Origin of the sequence: Streptomyces sp. NBC_00316, assembly GCF_036158715.1 — a bacterium.
Lineage (GTDB): Bacteria > Actinomycetota > Actinomycetes > Streptomycetales > Streptomycetaceae > Streptomyces.
This window is the reverse complement of sequence record NZ_CP108023.1, coordinates 2,630,294-2,648,459: the sequence shown is the minus strand read 5'-3', so window position 1 is coordinate 2,648,459 and position 18,166 is coordinate 2,630,294. Positions and strand designations below refer to the sequence as shown.

Annotated in this window: 5 protein-coding genes, 1 tRNA gene and 3 rRNA genes; 7 read left to right on the top strand and 2 right to left on the bottom strand. The window is 64.6% G+C overall.

Annotation, left to right across the window (positions count from 1 at the left end):
- The 5 genes from OG878_RS11655 (at window position 1) to OG878_RS11635 (ending at window position 7,709) form a co-directional block, all read left to right on the top strand.
- Window positions 1-1,686 (top strand): ribonuclease J, encoded by a 1,686-nt coding sequence (locus OG878_RS11655; protein ID WP_328886719.1) that lies wholly within the window; start codon window positions 1-3, stop codon window positions 1,684-1,686.
- A 617-nt stretch (window positions 1,687-2,303) separates the two neighbouring features.
- Window positions 2,304-3,829: ribosomal RNA gene (locus OG878_RS11650) — 16S ribosomal RNA — on the top strand.
- Between the two features lie 303 nt (window positions 3,830-4,132).
- Window positions 4,133-7,254: ribosomal RNA gene (locus tag OG878_RS11645) — 23S ribosomal RNA — on the top strand.
- Between the two features lie 79 nt (window positions 7,255-7,333).
- A 5S ribosomal RNA gene (gene rrf / locus OG878_RS11640) occupies window positions 7,334-7,450 on the top strand.
- Together the 16S, 23S and 5S rRNA genes with 1 tRNA gene alongside form the textbook arrangement of a ribosomal RNA operon.
- A 186-nt stretch (window positions 7,451-7,636) precedes the next feature.
- A tRNA-Thr gene (locus OG878_RS11635) sits at window positions 7,637-7,709 on the top strand.
- A gap of 66 nt (window positions 7,710-7,775) precedes the next feature.
- Here the strand turns inward: OG878_RS11635 and OG878_RS11630 are convergent.
- Complete coding sequence (locus OG878_RS11630) at window positions 7,776-8,693, bottom strand: aldo/keto reductase (RefSeq protein ID WP_328886718.1); 918 nt, start codon at window positions 8,691-8,693, stop codon at window positions 7,776-7,778.
- A 40-nt stretch (window positions 8,694-8,733) separates the two neighbouring features.
- A complete protein-coding gene (locus tag OG878_RS11625) occupies window positions 8,734-11,361 on the bottom strand; it encodes a SpoIIE family protein phosphatase (protein ID WP_328886717.1) in 2,628 nt (875 codons plus the stop codon).
- Between the two features lie 401 nt (window positions 11,362-11,762).
- Here OG878_RS11625 and OG878_RS11620 point away from each other — a divergent pair, with 401 nt between their 5' ends.
- Window positions 11,763-17,198 carry a HAMP domain-containing protein gene (locus tag OG878_RS11620; RefSeq protein ID WP_328886716.1) on the top strand — a complete coding sequence of 1,812 codons (5,436 nt, stop codon included), beginning with the start codon at window positions 11,763-11,765 and terminating at the stop codon, window positions 17,196-17,198.
- 243 nt (window positions 17,199-17,441) lie between these two features.
- Window positions 17,442-18,119 (top strand): response regulator, encoded by a 678-nt coding sequence (locus OG878_RS11615; RefSeq protein ID WP_328886715.1) that lies wholly within the window; start codon window positions 17,442-17,444, stop codon window positions 18,117-18,119.
- Window positions 18,120-18,166 lie beyond the last annotated feature (47 nt).

The window sequence follows — 18,166 nt, the reverse complement described above, 5'->3', positions numbered from 1 at the left end:
TTGAGTCATCCGCACCCCGAACTCGGCACCCCGCCGAAGCTCCCGAAGGGCGGCCTCCGGGTCACCCCGCTCGGTGGCCTCGGTGAAATCGGCCGCAACATGACGGTTTTCGAGTATGGCGGCCGCCTGCTCATCGTCGACTGCGGTGTGCTCTTCCCCGAGGAGGAGCAGCCCGGCATCGACCTGATCCTGCCGGACTTCACCACGATCCGGGACCGTCTCGACGACGTCGAGGGCATCGTCCTGACGCACGGCCACGAGGACCACATCGGTGGTGTCCCGTACCTGCTGCGGCTGAAGCCGGACATCCCGCTGATCGGTTCCAAGCTGACCCTCGCGCTCATCGAGGCGAAGCTCCAGGAGCACCGCATCCGTCCGTACACGCTCGAAGTCGCCGAGGGCCAGCGCGAGCGCATCGGCATCTTCGACTGCGAATTCATCGCGGTCAACCACTCCATCCCGGACGCTCTCGCGGTCGCCATCCGCACACCCGCGGGCATGGCCGTCGCGACCGGTGACTTCAAGATGGACCAGCTTCCGCTGGACGGCCGTCTCACCGACCTGCACGCGTTCGCCCGGTTGAGCGAGGAAGGCATCGACCTTCTCCTCTCCGACTCGACGAACGCCGAGGTTCCCGGCTTCGTGCCGCCCGAGCGGGACATCTCCAACGTCCTGCGCACGGTCTTCGCGAACGCCCAGAAGCGGATCATCGTGGCGAGCTTCGCCAGCCACGTGCACCGCATCCAGCAGATCCTCGACGCGGCACACGAGTACGGCCGCCGCGTCGCCTTCGTCGGCCGCTCGATGGTCCGCAACATGGGCATCGCCCGTGACCTGGGCTATCTGAAGGTTCCCGCGGGCCTGGTCGTCGACGTCAAGACGCTCGACGACCTGCCGGACGACGAGGTCGTGCTGGTGTGCACGGGTTCCCAGGGCGAGCCGATGGCCGCACTGTCCCGCATGGCCAACCGCGACCACCAGATCCGGATCGTCCAGGGCGACACGGTGATCCTCGCGTCGTCCCTGATCCCGGGCAACGAGAACGCGGTCTACCGCGTGATCAACGGCCTGACCCGCTGGGGCGCCAACGTCGTCCACAAGGGCAACGCCAAGGTCCACGTCTCGGGCCACGCCTCGGCCGGCGAGCTGCTGTACTTCTACAACATCTGCAAGCCGAAGAACCTGATGCCGGTCCACGGCGAATGGCGCCACCTCCGGGCCAACGCCGAACTGGGCGCGCTCACGGGTGTACCCAAGGACCACATCGTCATCGCCGAGGACGGCGTCGTCGTCGACCTCGTCGACGGCAAGGCCAAGATCGTCGGCAAGGTCCAGGCCGGTTATGTGTACGTCGACGGCCTCTCGGTCGGAGACGTCACCGAGACCTCGCTCAAGGACCGTCGCATCCTCGGTGACGAGGGCATCATCTCGGTCTTCATCGTGGTCGACAGCTCCACGGGCAAGATCACGGGTGGTCCCTACATCCAGGCCCGCGGCTCCGGTATCGACGACGCGGCGTTCACCGCCGTCGTGCCGAAGATCGAGGAGGCGCTCAACAAGTCGGCACAGGACGGCGTGGTGGAGCCCCATCAGCTCCAGCAGCTGGTCCGCCGCTCGGTGGGCAAGTGGGTCTCCGACACCTACCGTCGGCGTCCGATGATCCTTCCCGTCGTCGTCGAGGTCTGACCCCGACAGGTGTGAACTCCGGAGCGGGGCCCTCGATTTGCATCGGGGCGCCCCGCTCCAGTACGTTTAGCTCTCCGCCTGACCGGGAAGCGCCGCGCACACGTGTGCGCCGAGGCCACCCCGTACAGGACGGAAATTCCGACTCAGAACTTCTGATAAAGTCGGTCCGTCGAAAGGCAAGGCCACTCCAAAGGCCGCCGGAATCAAATTCGAACCGGAAACGGAAGCGAAAAAGAGTCTGGTAACGTTGGAACCGCCGGAAAGGGAAACGCGAAAGCGGAAACCTGGAAAGCGAAACCCGCTGACTGGGAATCGGACACGAAAGAGTCTGATAGAGTCGGAAACGCAAGACCGAAGGGAAAAGCCCGGAGGAAAGCCCGCGAGGGTGAGTACGAAGGAAGCGTCCGTTCCTTGAGAACTCAACAGCGTGCCAAAAGTCAACGCCAGATATGTTGATACCCCGGCCTGTTTCGGCAGGTTGGTGGTTCCTTTGAAAGTCCTGCCGGGCCCTTGTGGTTCCGGTGGGCAATTTACACAGCGAGGACGCTGTGAACGACCGGTCTTATTCCGACCGGTTGTTCCGCTCTCGTGTGTGTCGTCCCGATTACGGGAAAACATTCACGGAGAGTTTGATCCTGGCTCAGGACGAACGCTGGCGGCGTGCTTAACACATGCAAGTCGAACGATGAAGCCTTTCGGGGTGGATTAGTGGCGAACGGGTGAGTAACACGTGGGCAATCTGCCCTTCACTCTGGGACAAGCCCTGGAAACGGGGTCTAATACCGGATAACACTCTGTCCCGCATGGGACGGGGTTGAAAGCTCCGGCGGTGAAGGATGAGCCCGCGGCCTATCAGCTTGTTGGTGGGGTGATGGCCTACCAAGGCGACGACGGGTAGCCGGCCTGAGAGGGCGACCGGCCACACTGGGACTGAGACACGGCCCAGACTCCTACGGGAGGCAGCAGTGGGGAATATTGCACAATGGGCGAAAGCCTGATGCAGCGACGCCGCGTGAGGGATGACGGCCTTCGGGTTGTAAACCTCTTTCAGCAGGGAAGAAGCGAGAGTGACGGTACCTGCAGAAGAAGCGCCGGCTAACTACGTGCCAGCAGCCGCGGTAATACGTAGGGCGCAAGCGTTGTCCGGAATTATTGGGCGTAAAGAGCTCGTAGGCGGCTTGTTGCGTCGGTTGTGAAAGCCCGGGGCTTAACCCCGGGTCTGCAGTCGATACGGGCAGGCTAGAGTGTGGTAGGGGAGATCGGAATTCCTGGTGTAGCGGTGAAATGCGCAGATATCAGGAGGAACACCGGTGGCGAAGGCGGATCTCTGGGCCATTACTGACGCTGAGGAGCGAAAGCGTGGGGAGCGAACAGGATTAGATACCCTGGTAGTCCACGCCGTAAACGTTGGGAACTAGGTGTTGGCGACATTCCACGTCGTCGGTGCCGCAGCTAACGCATTAAGTTCCCCGCCTGGGGAGTACGGCCGCAAGGCTAAAACTCAAAGGAATTGACGGGGGCCCGCACAAGCAGCGGAGCATGTGGCTTAATTCGACGCAACGCGAAGAACCTTACCAAGGCTTGACATATACCGGAAAGCATCAGAGATGGTGCCCCCCTTGTGGTCGGTATACAGGTGGTGCATGGCTGTCGTCAGCTCGTGTCGTGAGATGTTGGGTTAAGTCCCGCAACGAGCGCAACCCTTGTTCTGTGTTGCCAGCATGCCCTTCGGGGTGATGGGGACTCACAGGAGACTGCCGGGGTCAACTCGGAGGAAGGTGGGGACGACGTCAAGTCATCATGCCCCTTATGTCTTGGGCTGCACACGTGCTACAATGGCCGGTACAATGAGCTGCGATGCCGCGAGGCGGAGCGAATCTCAAAAAGCCGGTCTCAGTTCGGATTGGGGTCTGCAACTCGACCCCATGAAGTCGGAGTTGCTAGTAATCGCAGATCAGCATTGCTGCGGTGAATACGTTCCCGGGCCTTGTACACACCGCCCGTCACGTCACGAAAGTCGGTAACACCCGAAGCCGGTGGCCCAACCCCTTGTGGGAGGGAGCTGTCGAAGGTGGGACTGGCGATTGGGACGAAGTCGTAACAAGGTAGCCGTACCGGAAGGTGCGGCTGGATCACCTCCTTTCTAAGGAGCACTTCTTACCAAGCTTGCTTGGTCAGAGGCCACTACGTCGGCAAATGTTCGACGGTGGTTGCTCATGGGTGGAACGTTGACTATTCGGCACGGTTCTTCGGGATCACTAGTACTGCTTCGGCGTGGAACGTGAATCGTGAGGGGTCGTGTCGGGCACGTTGTTGGGTATCTGAGGGTACGGGCTCGTTTGAGTCTGTTCCTTCGGTTGCCGGCCCCAGTGAACTCACCTGTAAGGGTGGGGTGATGGGTGGCTGGTCGTTGTTTGAGAACTGCACAGTGGACGCGAGCATCTGTGGCCAAGTTTTTAAGGGCGCACGGTGGATGCCTTGGCACCAGGAACCGATGAAGGACGTGGGAGGCCACGATAGGCCCCGGGGAGCTGTCAACCGAGCTTTGATCCGGGGGTGTCCGAATGGGGAAACCCGGCAGTCGTCATGGGCTGTCACCCGCTGCTGAACACATAGGCAGTGTGGAGGGAACGAGGGGAAGTGAAACATCTCAGTACCCTCAGGAAGAGAAAACAACCGTGATTCCGGGAGTAGTGGCGAGCGAAACTGGATGAGGCCAAACCGTATGCGTGTGATACCCGGCAGGGGTTGCGCATGCGGGGTTGTGGGATCTCTCTTTTGCGGTCTGCCGGCCGTGAGACGAGTCAGAAACCGTTGATGTAGGCGAAGGACATGCGAAAGGTCCGGCGTAGAGGGTAAGACCCCCGTAGCTGAAACATTGACGGCTCGTTTGAGAGACACCCAAGTAGCACGGGGCCCGAGAAATCCCGTGTGAATCTGGCGGGACCACCCGCTAAGCCTAAATATTCCCTGGTGACCGATAGCGGATAGTACCGTGAGGGAATGGTGAAAAGTACCGCGGGAGCGGAGTGAAATAGTACCTGAAACCGTGTGCCTACAAGCCGTGGGAGCGTCGCTCACATCTTCGGATGTGGGTCGTGACTGCGTGCCTTTTGAAGAATGAGCCTGCGAGTTTGCGGTGTGTTGCGAGGTTAACCCGTGTGGGGAAGCCGTAGCGAAAGCGAGTCCGAATAGGGCGTTTTAGTAGCACGCTCAAGACCCGAAGCGGAGTGATCTAGCCATGGGCAGGTTGAAGCGGAGGTAAGACTTCGTGGAGGACCGAACCCACCAGGGTTGAAAACCTGGGGGATGACCTGTGGTTAGGGGTGAAAGGCCAATCAAACTCCGTGATAGCTGGTTCTCCCCGAAATGCATTTAGGTGCAGCGTCGTGTGTTTCTTGCCGGAGGTAGAGCACTGGATAGGCGATGGGCCCTACCGGGTTACTGACCTTAGCCAAACTCCGAATGCCGGTAAGTGAGAGCACGGCAGTGAGACTGTGGGGGATAAGCTCCATGGTCGAGAGGGAAACAGCCCAGAGCATCGACTAAGGCCCCTAAGCGTACGCTAAGTGGGAAAGGATGTGGAGTCGCAGAGACAACCAGGAGGTTGGCTTAGAAGCAGCCACCCTTGAAAGAGTGCGTAATAGCTCACTGGTCAAGTGATTCCGCGCCGACAATGTAGCGGGGCTCAAGCGTACCGCCGAAGTCGTGTCATTCGTACATATATCCCCAACGGGAGTACGGATGGGTAGGGGAGCGTCGTGTGCCGGGTGAAGCAGCCGCGGAAGCGAGTTGTGGACGGTTCACGAGTGAGAATGCAGGCATGAGTAGCGATACACACGTGAGAAACGTGTGCGCCGATTGACTAAGGGTTCCTGGGTCAAGCTGATCTGCCCAGGGTAAGTCGGGACCTAAGGCGAGGCCGACAGGCGTAGTCGATGGACAACCGGTTGATATTCCGGTACCCGCTTTGAAACGCCCAATACTGAGCCCATTAATGCTAAGGCCGTGAAGCCGTTCCGGACCCTTCGGGGAAAGGAAAGTGGTGGAGCCGCTGAACCAAGGTGGTAGTAGGTAAGCGATGGGGTGACGCAGGAAGGTAGTCCAGCCCGGGCGGTGGTAGTCCCGGGGTAAGGGTGTAGGGCGTGTGGTAGGTAAATCCGTCACACATGAGTCTGAGACCTGATGCCGAGCCGATTGTGGCGAAGTGGATGATCCTATGCTGTCGAGAAAAGCCTCTAGCGAGTTTCATGGCGGCCCGTACCCTAAACCGACTCAGGTGGTCAGGTAGAGAATACCGAGGCGTTCGGGTGAACTATGGTTAAGGAACTCGGCAAAATGCCCCCGTAACTTCGGGAGAAGGGGGGCCATCACTGGTGATTGGATTTACTCCATGAGCTGGGGGTGGCCGCAGAGACCAGCGAGAAGCGACTGTTTACTAAAAACACAGGTCCGTGCGAAGCCGTAAGGCGATGTATACGGACTGACGCCTGCCCGGTGCTGGAACGTTAAGGGGACCGGTTAGCTGACTTTCGGGTCGGCGAAGCTGAGAACTTAAGCGCCAGTAAACGGCGGTGGTAACTATAACCATCCTAAGGTAGCGAAATTCCTTGTCGGGTAAGTTCCGACCTGCACGAATGGCGTAACGACTTCTCGACTGTCTCAACCATAGGCCCGGTGAAATTGCACTACGAGTAAAGATGCTCGTTTCGCGCAGCAGGACGGAAAGACCCCGGGACCTTTACTACAGTTTGATATTGGTGTTCGGTTCGGCTTGTGTAGGATAGGTGGGAGACTTTGAAGCAGCCACGCCAGTGGTTGTGGAGTCGCCGTTGAAATACCACTCTGGTCGTGCTGGATGTCTAACCTGGGTCCGTGATCCGGATCAGGGACAGTGTCTGATGGGTAGTTTAACTGGGGCGGTTGCCTCCTAAAGAGTAACGGAGGCGCCCAAAGGTTCCCTCAGCCTGGTTGGCAATCAGGTGTTGAGTGTAAGTGCACAAGGGAGCTTGACTGTGAGACCGACGGGTCGAGCAGGGACGAAAGTCGGGACTAGTGATCCGGCAGTGGCTTGTGGAAGCGCTGTCGCTCAACGGATAAAAGGTACCCCGGGGATAACAGGCTGATCTTCCCCAAGAGTCCATATCGACGGGATGGTTTGGCACCTCGATGTCGGCTCGTCGCATCCTGGGGCTGGAGTCGGTCCCAAGGGTTGGGCTGTTCGCCCATTAAAGCGGTACGCGAGCTGGGTTTAGAACGTCGTGAGACAGTTCGGTCCCTATCCGCTGCGCGCGTAGGAATATTGAGAAGGGCTGTCCCTAGTACGAGAGGACCGGGACGGACGAACCTCTGGTGTGCCAGTTGTCCTGCCAAGGGCATGGCTGGTTGGCTACGTTCGGAAAGGATAACCGCTGAAAGCATCTAAGCGGGAAGCCTGCTTCGAGATGAGTATTCCCACCCCCTTTGAGGGGTTAAGGCTCCCAGTAGACGACTGGGTTGATAGGCCAGATGTGGAAGCCCGGTAACGGGTGGAGCTGACTGGTACTAATAGGCCGAGGGCTTGTCCTCAGTTGCTCGCGTCCACTGTGTTAGTTCTGAAATAACGAACGGCCGTGTTGTTGTCCGGTGTTGGTTAATTTCATAGTGTTTCGGTGGTCATTGCGTTAGGGAAACGCCCGGTTACATTCCGAACCCGGAAGCTAAGCCTTTCAGCGCCGATGGTACTGCAGGGGGGACCCTGTGGGAGAGTAGGACGCCGCCGAACAATTATTCCGGGAAAGCCCCGCACCTCTGGTGCGGGGCTTTTCTGCGTTCACGGGCCGGGCCCGGACGTGCCGGATGTGCAGCCCAGGGACAGGTGCCGATGACAGGTGTCGGACACCCGCTTCGGGGCGGTTATGAATATCCCTCGGTTCGGGGTATGGTTTACCTCGTTGCCGCAGCGCAGCAGGCCCCAATAGCTCAGTCGGTAGAGCGTCTCCATGGTAAGGAGAAGGTCTACGGTTCGATTCCGTATTGGGGCTCAGACAACACGAAGGGCCCCCGCCACTCGGCGGGGGCCTTTCGCATGTCCGACACCTTTGGATTCACTATCCGCCCGTGTGGTGCGAATCGAGGAGGGCAACTTCGTCCGCGGAGAGGCGCAGGGCACCCGCGGCCACGTTCTCCACGAGGTGGTCCGGATTACCGGTGCCGGGGATGGCGAGCACGTGCGGTCCCTGATGCAGGGTCCAGGCCAGCCGGACCTGTGCCACCGTCGCGCCGTGGGCACGGGCGACGGCGAGCAGCACGTCGTCGGTGGCCGGCGCGGCGGCTGCGCTGTGTACGCCCTTCTCGCGTCCCTCGCCGGCGATGGCGAAGAACGGGACGAACGCGATGCCCTGCTCTCCGCAGATCCGCAGGATGTCGTCGGCGTCCGTGGTGCGGGAGTCGAGACCGAAGCGGTTCTGTACGCAGACCACCGGCGCAATGGCCTGCGCCTCGGCGAGGTGGCGGGCCTTGATACCGGAGATGCCGAGGTGGCGTACGAGGCCGGCTTCGCGGAGCTCGGCCAGTGCGCCGAAGTGTTCGGAGACCGATTCCTGGCCCATGAGGCGCAGGTTCACCACGTCGAGGTGGTCACGGCCCAGCTGGCGCAGGTTCTCCTCGACCTGGCCGCGCAGTTCGTCCGGCCTGGCCGGAGTGATCCAGGCGCCCGAGGGATCCCGTGCGGGGCCGACCTTGGTGGTGATGACCAGGTCCTCGGAGTACGGCGCCAGGGCCCGGTTGATCAGCTCGTTCGCGGACCGTATCGATGAGAAGTAGAACGCGGCGGTGTCGATGTGGTTCACGCCGAGTTCCGTGGCGCGCCGGAGCACGCTGATCGATTGCTCGCGGTTGCTCGGGGTGCCGAGGTCGAAGGCGGCGCTGCCGGTCAGGCGCATCGCGCCGAAGCCGACGCGGTTGACTGTCAGGTCGCCGAGGTCCCACGTGCCGGCGGACGCTGCAGTGATGATCTCCGATGTCATGGTGCGGAGTCTGTCAGAGGCCCCGCACCATGAAACGCGGTCAGACGGCAGGAGGCTCGGGCACGCGCATGGCCAGGATGGCCATGTCATCGGAGGCCGGTTCGGCGGCGAAGCGTTCGACGGCCCGCAGGACACGGGCCGCCACGGCACCGGCCGTGAGGCCTGTGCATGTGGTGAGGACATCGGCCAGACCGTCGTCGCCGAGCATGCGGGTGCCTTCGCGGCGTTCTGTCACACCGTCGGTCACGCACAGCAGCACATCGCCCGGGTCGAGGGTGACGGTCTGCTCGTACAGTTCGAGGTCCTCGATGACGCCCAGCAGCGGCTGCGGTTCGGCTGCCGCCTCGACTGTGCCGTCCTGCCGAAGGCGCAGTGGCAGGGGATGCCCGGCGCACACCACCTTCAGAAGCGCGCTGCCGTCCTCCTGGGGCCACAGCTCGCCGTAGAGAAGGGTGAGGAAGCGGCTGCGGGCACCCTCGTCGAGAATGGCGGCGTTCAGACGCTCCAGGACAGCGGGGCCGCCGAAGCCCTCGCGGGCGAGCAGGCGCAGGGCGTGGCGGGCGAGGCCCGTGACAGCTGCTGCCTCCGGACCGGTACCGCACACGTCACCGATGGCGAAACCGTATGCGCCGTCGCGGATCGGGAAGACGTCGTAGAAGTCGCCGCCGACCTCGTTGCCCTCGCCGGCCGCACGGTAGATGACCTCGATCTCGACATTGGGGACGTCGGGCAGGCCGGGCGGCAGCAGACTGCGCTGCAGGGACTGGCTGATCGCCATGCGCTCGGAGTAGAGGCGGGCGTTGTCGAGGGCGAGGGCGGCGCGGCGGGAGAGGTCCTCGGCCAGTTCGAGGATCTCCTGGCGGAAGTGGTCGTCGGACGGCTTGCCGAGCGTGAGCATGCCGATGACGCGGTTCCGGGCGACGAGCGGGAGGACCACCGTCTCGCCGCCCACCGCGGCTGCGGTGGCCAGCGTGGAGCGGATGCCTGAGCCGAGCGCGGTGGACTCGCTGAGGCCGAGACTCCGCATCGAGGTGCGCAGCGCCGCCTCGTGGGCCGCCTCGGACGGGGCGGCCCAGACCCGGGCGCCGGGCGTCGGCACGGGATCCGGCGGGGCGATCTTGGAGAGCAGGGCCTTGAGGCCGTCGATGAGCTCCTCGTCCTCGTGGAGCACGTAGGAGAGGTACGGCTCCGAGGACTGGTCGGCGATCGTGTAGACGGCGCACCAGGTGGCCAGGGTGGGGACGGTCATCTGAGCCATCAGGGCCAGCGTCTGGTCCCGGTCGAGCGTGCCGGCGAGCAGGTCGGAGGCCTCGACGAGGAAAGACAGCGAACCGCGGCGGAGCCGTTCGAGTTCGCCGAGGCGGGCCGATTCGACGGCGAGCGCGATGCGGTCCGCGGCGAACTGGAGGCGAAGGGCCTCTTCGTTGGTGTACCTGCCGGGTGCTTCGGCGGCGACGCCCAGTGAGCCGGTGAGGCGGCCTTCGACCTTCAGCGGGACGGTGACGACGGAGCGCATACCGGTCCCGCCGAGCAGCGGGACGGCGCCGGGAACGGCGGTGAGGTCCTCGTGGACCGCGGGCATCCTGGCGGAACCGTACCGTCCGGTGCCCGCTTCGACGGGGACCCGGGCGAAGCGCTGACGGGCGGATGGCAGGCCGGTAGTGGCCCGTACCTCCAGTTCCGTCTCGTCGTCCGTGGCCAGCAGCAGGAAGGCCGCATCCGCGTCGAGCATGTCCCGGGCCCGCTCGACGGTGCGCTGGAGCAGCCCGTCCAGGTCGTCGGGGGCGGGGGAGCCGATGAAGACTTCGAACGGGTCCGTGGTGCGGTTCTCGGCGCCGGTGTCGGAGACGGGGGTGCGGACCGGGGACTGGAGTACGGCGCGCTCGTATTCGCGGACGAGCAGACAGACCGTCGACGGCTCGCCCTGGGTGTCGCGGACTCTGAGGTGCGAGGCGTAGACGGGAATGGTGCGTCCGTCGGCGCCCCGGATTCCGTAGCTCCCCTCCCAGCGGGAGAGCTGGAGCGCGTCGGCGATGCCCGTGTTGGTGCCGGGAGTGTGGGGCCAGGCCGCGAAGTCGGTGAGCTGCTTGCCGGTGACCTGGTCCGCGGTGTAGCCGAAGAGGAACGTCGCGTCATCGTTCCAGGCGGCCAGCGAACCGGAGCTGTCGATCTGGACGACGGCGACCCGGACGCGCTCGTCGGCGACCGGGAGGAGAGGCGTGGGGAGCAGGGGCCCGGCGGAGCGGATGCCCACCGGTCGCTGCGGGAGATCGAGCTGGAACCAGACACGTTTGTGGGCCGGGGTGTACTCGACGCCCCACCGGGAAGCGAGCGCTGCGCAGAGCAGCAGCCCCCGGCCGCTCTCACGGTCCGGGCTGCCGAAGTCCAGACCGGTGCTCTGGAGCGGGATCTCGCGTTCCGGATAGCGGTCGGAGACCTCGACCCGGACGCCGTCCTCCGTACGCAGACAGAGCACGTCGGCGGCGGTGCCCGCGTGCACCACCGCGTTGGTCACGAGTTCACTGGTGAGGACGACCGCGTCGTCGACGACGTCGGTGTAACCCCAGCCCTGCAGGGTGTCACGCACGAAGGTGCGGGCGGTCGCGACCGAGCGGCCGACCGGGTCGAAGGTGGCGGCCGCGCGCGCGGTGATCACAGCACTCCCCATATGGTGTCTCGTCGCTTCCCCGAGTCCTGTGCCCGTTTCTCGCCGCTTCGATTCGCCTGCCAGGCTAGACGCTCGGTCTCTGTTCCGGGTACACGAGGGCCGACTTCGGGCAAGGGCGACCAGGAAGTGGTCGGTGAGCGGACAAGTGTGGGCTTCCCAACAGAGGGATGAGGGACAACCGTTGGAGGTTGCACCCCGGTCCGTTGCGGCCTGGTACGTTTCAACGATTTGACGTCCGCATGGTCACCCGTCGACGGTGGGCTGTGGCGGTGAGCCAATGTGGATCTGGGCAAGCTCCCAGTTAAGGCCCGAGCGATACGGTCAACCCCTGCGGGAGGGACACGGTGGAGTCTGGCGTGGCGGCGCGGGGATCAGGAACGCGCACAAGAGGCGGACAGTCCGTGAAGAAACAGCGCAATGGAATGATCGAGGTGGACGCGGCAGCGCTCAACAGACTGCTCGCGGGCCTGGTGGCGATGCGCGACGGGAACTTCCGCAGGCGTCTGACGGTCTCGGGCGACGGCGTGATGACGGAGCTCGCAGCGGTCTTCAACGAGGTCGCCGACCGAAATCTCCATCTCACCGGAGAGCTGGCACGTGTACGTCGCGTGGTCGGGCGGGAGGGCAAGCTGACCGAGCGGCTGGAGACGGGGGCCTGCGAGGGCTCCTGGGCGGCTGCCATCGATGCCTCGAACGAGCTGGTCGACGATCTGGCGCGGCCCGTGTCGGAGGTCGGGCGGGTGCTCTCGGCGGTCGCCGACGGTGACCTCGAGCAGCGGATGGAGCTCCGGTCGCACACGGCCGACGAGACCGTCCGACCGCTGCGCGGCGAGTTCCTGAAGGTCGCCCGTACGGTCAACAACCTGGTCGACCAGCTGTCGGTGTTCACCGAGCAGGTGACGCGGGTGGCGGTCGAGGTGGGTACCGAGGGCAAGCTGGGCGGGCAGGCCCAGGTGCGCGGAATGTCCGGTTCCTGGAAGGACCTCACGGACTCCGTCAACACCATGGCGTACCGGCTGACGGCGCAGGTGCGAGACATCGCTCTGGTGACGACGGCGGTCGCCAAGGGGGATCTGTCGCGGAAGGTCACCGTCCATGTGGCCGGTGAGATGCTCCAGCTGAAGAACACCGTCAACACGATGGTCGACCAGCTGTCGTCGTTCTCCTCCGAGGTGACCCGGGTCGCCCGCGAGGTGGGCACGGAGGGCGAGCTCGGCGGACAGGCGACGGTGCCCGGCGTGGCCGGAGTGTGGAAGGACCTCACCGACTCCGTCAACACGATGGCCGGAAACCTCACGTCGCAGGTGCGCGGCATCGCGGAGGTGACGACGGCGGTCGCCAACGGTGACCTGTCGCAGAAGGTCACGGTGAGCGCCCGCGGCGAGGTGGCGCAGCTCGCCGAGACCATCAACCAGATGACCGAGACGCTGCGGACCTTCGCGGACGAAGTGACGCGAGTGGCCAGCGAGGTCGGTGGCGAGGGTCTGCTCGGCGGCCAGGCGCAGGTGCCGGGCGCGGCGGGTACGTGGAAGGACCTCACCGATTCGGTGAACACGGTCTTCCGGAACCTGACGACGCAGGTGCGCGACATCGCGCAGGTGACCACGGCGGTGGCCAGCGGCGACATGACGCAGAAGGTCACGGTCGATGTGGCCGGCGAGATGCTGGAGCTGAAGAACACCGTCAACACGATGGTGGACCAGCTGCAGTCCTTCGGTTCGGAAGTGACCCGGGTCGCCCGGGAGGTCGGTGTCGAGGGCCGCCTCGGCGGTCAGGCCGAGGTGCCGGGCGCGGCGGGTACGTGGAAGGACCTCACCGATTCGGTGAACACGGCGTTCCGGAACCTGACGGGTCAGGTGCGCGACATCGCGCAGGTGACGACCGCGGTGGCGAACGGCGATCTGTCGCAGAAGGTCACCGTGGACGTGGCCGGCGAGATGCTGGAGCTGAAGAACACCGTCAACACGATGGTGTCGCAGCTGTCGTCCTTCGCCGACCAGGTGACGCGCATGGCGCGGGACGTGGGCACGGAGGGCCGGCTCGGTGGCCAGGCCCGGGTCGACGGCGTCTCCGGTACCTGGAAGGAGCTCACCGACTCCGTCAACTTCATGGCGGGGAACCTGACCTCCCAGGTGCGCCAGATCGCGCAGGTGACGACGGCGGTGGCGCGGGGCGATCTGTCGCAGAAGATCGACGTCGACGCCCGCGGTGAGATTCTGGAGCTGAAGAACACCATCAACACGATGGTCGACCAGCTCTCCGCCTTCGCCGAGCAGGTGACCCGGGTGGCCCGTGAGGTGGGCACGGACGGGCGGCTCGGCGGGCAGGCACAGGTGCCCGGCGTGGCCGGTGTGTGGCGTGATCTGACCGATTCGGTGAACGGCATGGCGGGGAACCTCACCGCGCAGGTCCGTAACATCGCGCAGGTCGCGACGGCGGTGGCGCGCGGTGACCTGTCGCAGAAGATCGACGTCGACGCCCGTGGCGAGATCCTGGAGCTGAAGAACACCCTCAACACGATGGTGGATCAGCTGTCGAACTTCGCCGAGCAGGTGACGCGGGTCGCCCGTGAGGTGGGTACGGAAGGCATTCTGGGCGGCCAGGCCGAGGTGCAGGGCGTGTCCGGTACGTGGAAGGACCTCACCCAGTCCGTCAACGGCATGGCGAACAACCTGACCATGCAGGTCCGCAACATCGCCGAGGTCACCACCGCGGTCGCGAAGGGCGATCTCTCCAAGAAGATCACCGTCGACGCCAAGGGCGAGATCCTCGAACTGGTGACGACCGTCAACACGATGGTCGACCAGCTGCTCAACTTCGCGGACGAGGTGACGCGAGTCGCGCGCGAGGTGGGCACCGAGGGCATCCTGGGCGGCCAGGCCCGGGTGCGCGGTGCGACGGGTATCTGGAAGGACCTCAGCGAGAACGTCAACCTGATGGCCAACAACCTGACCAGTCAGGTGCGGAACATCTCCCGGGTCTCGTCCGCCGTCGCCAACGGCGATCTGACCAAGAAGGTCACCGTCGAGGCGCGCGGCGAGGTCGCCGAGCTCGCCGACACCGTCAACACGATGGTGACGACGCTGTCCTCGTTCGCCGACGAGGTGACGCGAGTCGCCCGTGAGGTGGGCACGGAAGGCGAGCTGGGCGGCCAGGCGCGGGTCCCGGGCGTCTCCGGTACGTGGAAGGACCTGACCGAGTCGGTGAACTCGATGGCGTCCAACCTGACCGGTCAGGTCCGCCAGATCGCCACGGTCACCACGGCCATCGCCAAGGGCGATCTCACCAAGAAGATCGACATCGACGCCCGCGGTGAGATTCTGGAGCTGAAGAACACCATCAACACGATGGTCGACCAGCTGTCGTCGTTCGCCGAGCAGGTGACCCGGGTGGCCCGTGAAGTGGGCACCGAGGGGCAGCTGGGCGGCCAGGCCCGGGTCCGGGACGTGGACGGCACCTGGCGCGATCTCACCGAGTCCGTGAACGAGATGGCCGGGAACCTGACCCGTCAGGTGCGGGCCATCGCGGCCGTGGCCACCGCGGTGACCCGTGGCGACCTCAATCTCAAGATCGACGTGGACGCGGCCGGCGAGATCCAGGCCCTGCAGGACAACATCAACACGATGATCGCCAACCTGCGCGACACGACGGCCACCAACAAGGAGCAGGACTGGCTCAAGGGCAACCTCGCCCGGATCTCCGGTCTGATGCAGGGGCGCCGCGATCTCGACGACGTCGCCTCGCTGATCATGAGCGAGCTGACTCCGGTCGTCTCCGCGCAGCACGGGGCGTTCTTCCTGGCCATGCCGACCGGCGACGCCGACGCGATGGTGGCGGACGGCGACAAGGACGGTGCGTACGTGCTCCGCATGCGGGGCAGTTACGGCTACTCCGCGGGCTCGATGCCGACGTCCTTCCGGCCCGGCGAGACGCTCATCGGTACGGCGGCGGAGGAGAAGCGGACGATCCAGGTGGACAACGTGCCGCCGGGCTATCTGAAGATCTCCTCGGGGCTGGGCGAGGCACCGCCCGCCCATGTGATCGTGCTGCCGGTGCTCTTCGAGGGGCAGGTCCTCGGCGTGATCGAGCTGGCCTCGTTCCAGCCGTTCACCCACATCCAGCGCGACTTCCTCAACCAGCTCGCCGAGATGATCGCGACGAGCGTCAACACCATCAGCGTCAACACCAAGACCGAGAAGCTTCTGGAGCAGTCGCAGGAACTGACCGAGCAACTGCGCGACCGCTCGGAGGAGTTGGAGAACCGGCAGAAGGCGCTCCAGGCCTCCAACGCCGAACTCGAGGAGAAGGCCGAGCTGCTGGCCCAGCAGAACCGCGACATCGAGGTGAAGAACACCGAGATCGAGGAGGCCAGGCAGGTCCTGGAGGAGCGCGCCGAGCAGCTCGCGGTCTCGATGCGCTACAAGTCCGAGTTCCTGGCGAACATGTCGCACGAGCTGCGTACGCCGCTCAACTCGCTGCTCATCCTGGCCAAGCTGCTCGCGGACAACGCCGAGGGCAACCTCTCGCCGAAGCAGGTGGAGTTCGCCGAGACGATCCACGGTGCCGGTTCCGACCTGCTCCAGCTGATCAACGACATCCTCGACCTGTCGAAGGTCGAGGCGGGCAAGATGGACGTCAGCCCGACCCGGATCGCTCTGGTCCAGCTGGTCGACTACGTGGAGGCGACCTTCCGGCCGCTCACCGCGGAGAAGGGGCTCGACTTCTCCGTACGGGTGTCGCCGGAGCTGCCGGCGACGCTGCACACGGACGAGCAGCGGCTCCTCCAGGTGCTGCGCAACCTGCTGTCCAACGCGGTGAAGTTCACCGACAGCGGCGCCGTCGAGCTGGTGATCCGGCACGCCAGTACGGATGTGCCGCACGCCATCCGTGAACAGCTTCTCGAAGCCGGTTCGCTGCGCGACGCCGACGCCGACCTGATCGCCTTCTCGGTCACCGACACCGGCATCGGGATCGCGTCCAGCAAGATGCTGGTGATCTTCGAGGCGTTCAAGCAGGCGGACGGCACGACGAGCCGCAAGTACGGCGGCACGGGACTGGGACTGTCCATCAGCCGGGAGATCGCCCGGCTGCTGGGCGGCGAGATCCATGCGGCGAGCGAGCCGGGCAGGGGCTCGACCTTCACGCTGTATCTGCCGCTCCACCCCAGCGAACTGCCGCCGCAGGGCTACCCGCAGATCGGCCCGGGGCCCATCGAGGCGCATGGCCAGGCGGTCGAGGAAGGGCTGATTCCGGAGGCCGGTCCGGATTACGGCACGGGCGGCGATGCGTCGTTGCCCGGTCCGGTCGGTTCCGCGGGGCTGTTCCGGCACCGCCGCAAGGCGCTGGGGATGGAGCGCAGGACCGCGCTGCCGCCGAGGAGCGCCGCGCCGGCCGGGTCGGTCCAGGAGCCGTGGCCGGCGGCCGGCCAGGAGGAGCCCGAGGCCCGCAGGGTGTTCCGGTTCGGCGGCGAGAAGGTGCTGATCGTCGACGACGACATCCGTAACGTCTTCGCGCTCACCAGCGTGCTGGAGCAGCACGGCCTCTCGGTCCTGTACGCGGAGAACGGGCGCGAGGGCATCGAAGTCCTGGAGCAGCACGACGATGTGACGGTTGTACTGATGGACATCATGATGCCGGAAATGGACGGTTATGCGACGACCACGGCGATTCGTCGCATGCCGCAGTTCGCGGGACTGCCCATCATCGCGCTGACCGCGAAGGCCATGAAGGGAGACCGGGAGAAGGCGATCGATTCCGGCGCTTCCGACTATGTCACCAAGCCTGTTGATCCCGATCATCTGCTCTCCGTCATGGAGCAGTGGATGCACGGAGAGTGATCATCGATTGGTGGATCACGATAAGTTGCTGATCGAGTGTGCTCGAATGGGTGTGAGCAGGCGGTGCGCGGGGAACCTTCTGGTCTCCCACCGCGTTTTCGGTATGTGCACAGTGACATCGCGGTGACAGGGTGTGGTGACGGGCGGGGTGCGGCTACCATGACCGGCACAAGGACGGACGACGCAAGGGAGTCGTCCCCTGGGGCGGCGCCCGGTGCAATTCCGGGGCGAGGAGGACGGGCCATGGTGCCGAAGGCCAAGATCCTCCTGGTCGATGACCGACCGGAGAATCTGCTGGCGCTGGAGGCCATCCTCTCTGCGCTCGATCAGACACTGGTACGGGCATCGTCAGGGGAGGAAGCGCTCAAAGCGCTGCTCACGGACGACTTCGCGGTCATTCTGCTGGACGTCCAGATGCCGGGTATGGACGGTTTCGAAACCGCCGCGCACATCAAGCGGCGGGAGCGGACCCGGGACATCCCGATCATCTTTCTCACCGCGATCAACCACGGTCCGCATCACACCTTCCGGGGTTACGCGGCGGGTGCGGTGGACTACATCTCGAAGCCCTTCGATCCCTGGGTGCTGCGGGCCAAGGTCTCGGTCTTCGTCGAGCTGTACACGAAGAACTGCCAACTGCGGGAGCAGGCCGCACTGCTCAGGCTTCAGCTCGAGGGCGGCAGCCGGCCGAGTGTGGACCAGGACAGGGAGCCCGCCGGACTCCTGGCCGAACTCTCGGCGCGCCTCGCGGCCGTCGAGGAGCAGGCGGAGGCCCTCTCCAAGCAGCTCGACGACGAGTCGGCGGATGCCGCAGCGGTGGCGACCGCCGCCCATCTCGAACGGAAGCTGACCGGACTGCGGCGCGCGCTCGACGCGCTGGAGCCCGGCGCCGGAAGCGGCACGGCGGCGGTTCCCTCGTAACGCGTCCGCTCACGGAACTCATCGGTCCGGAAGCTGCGTTCGACGGC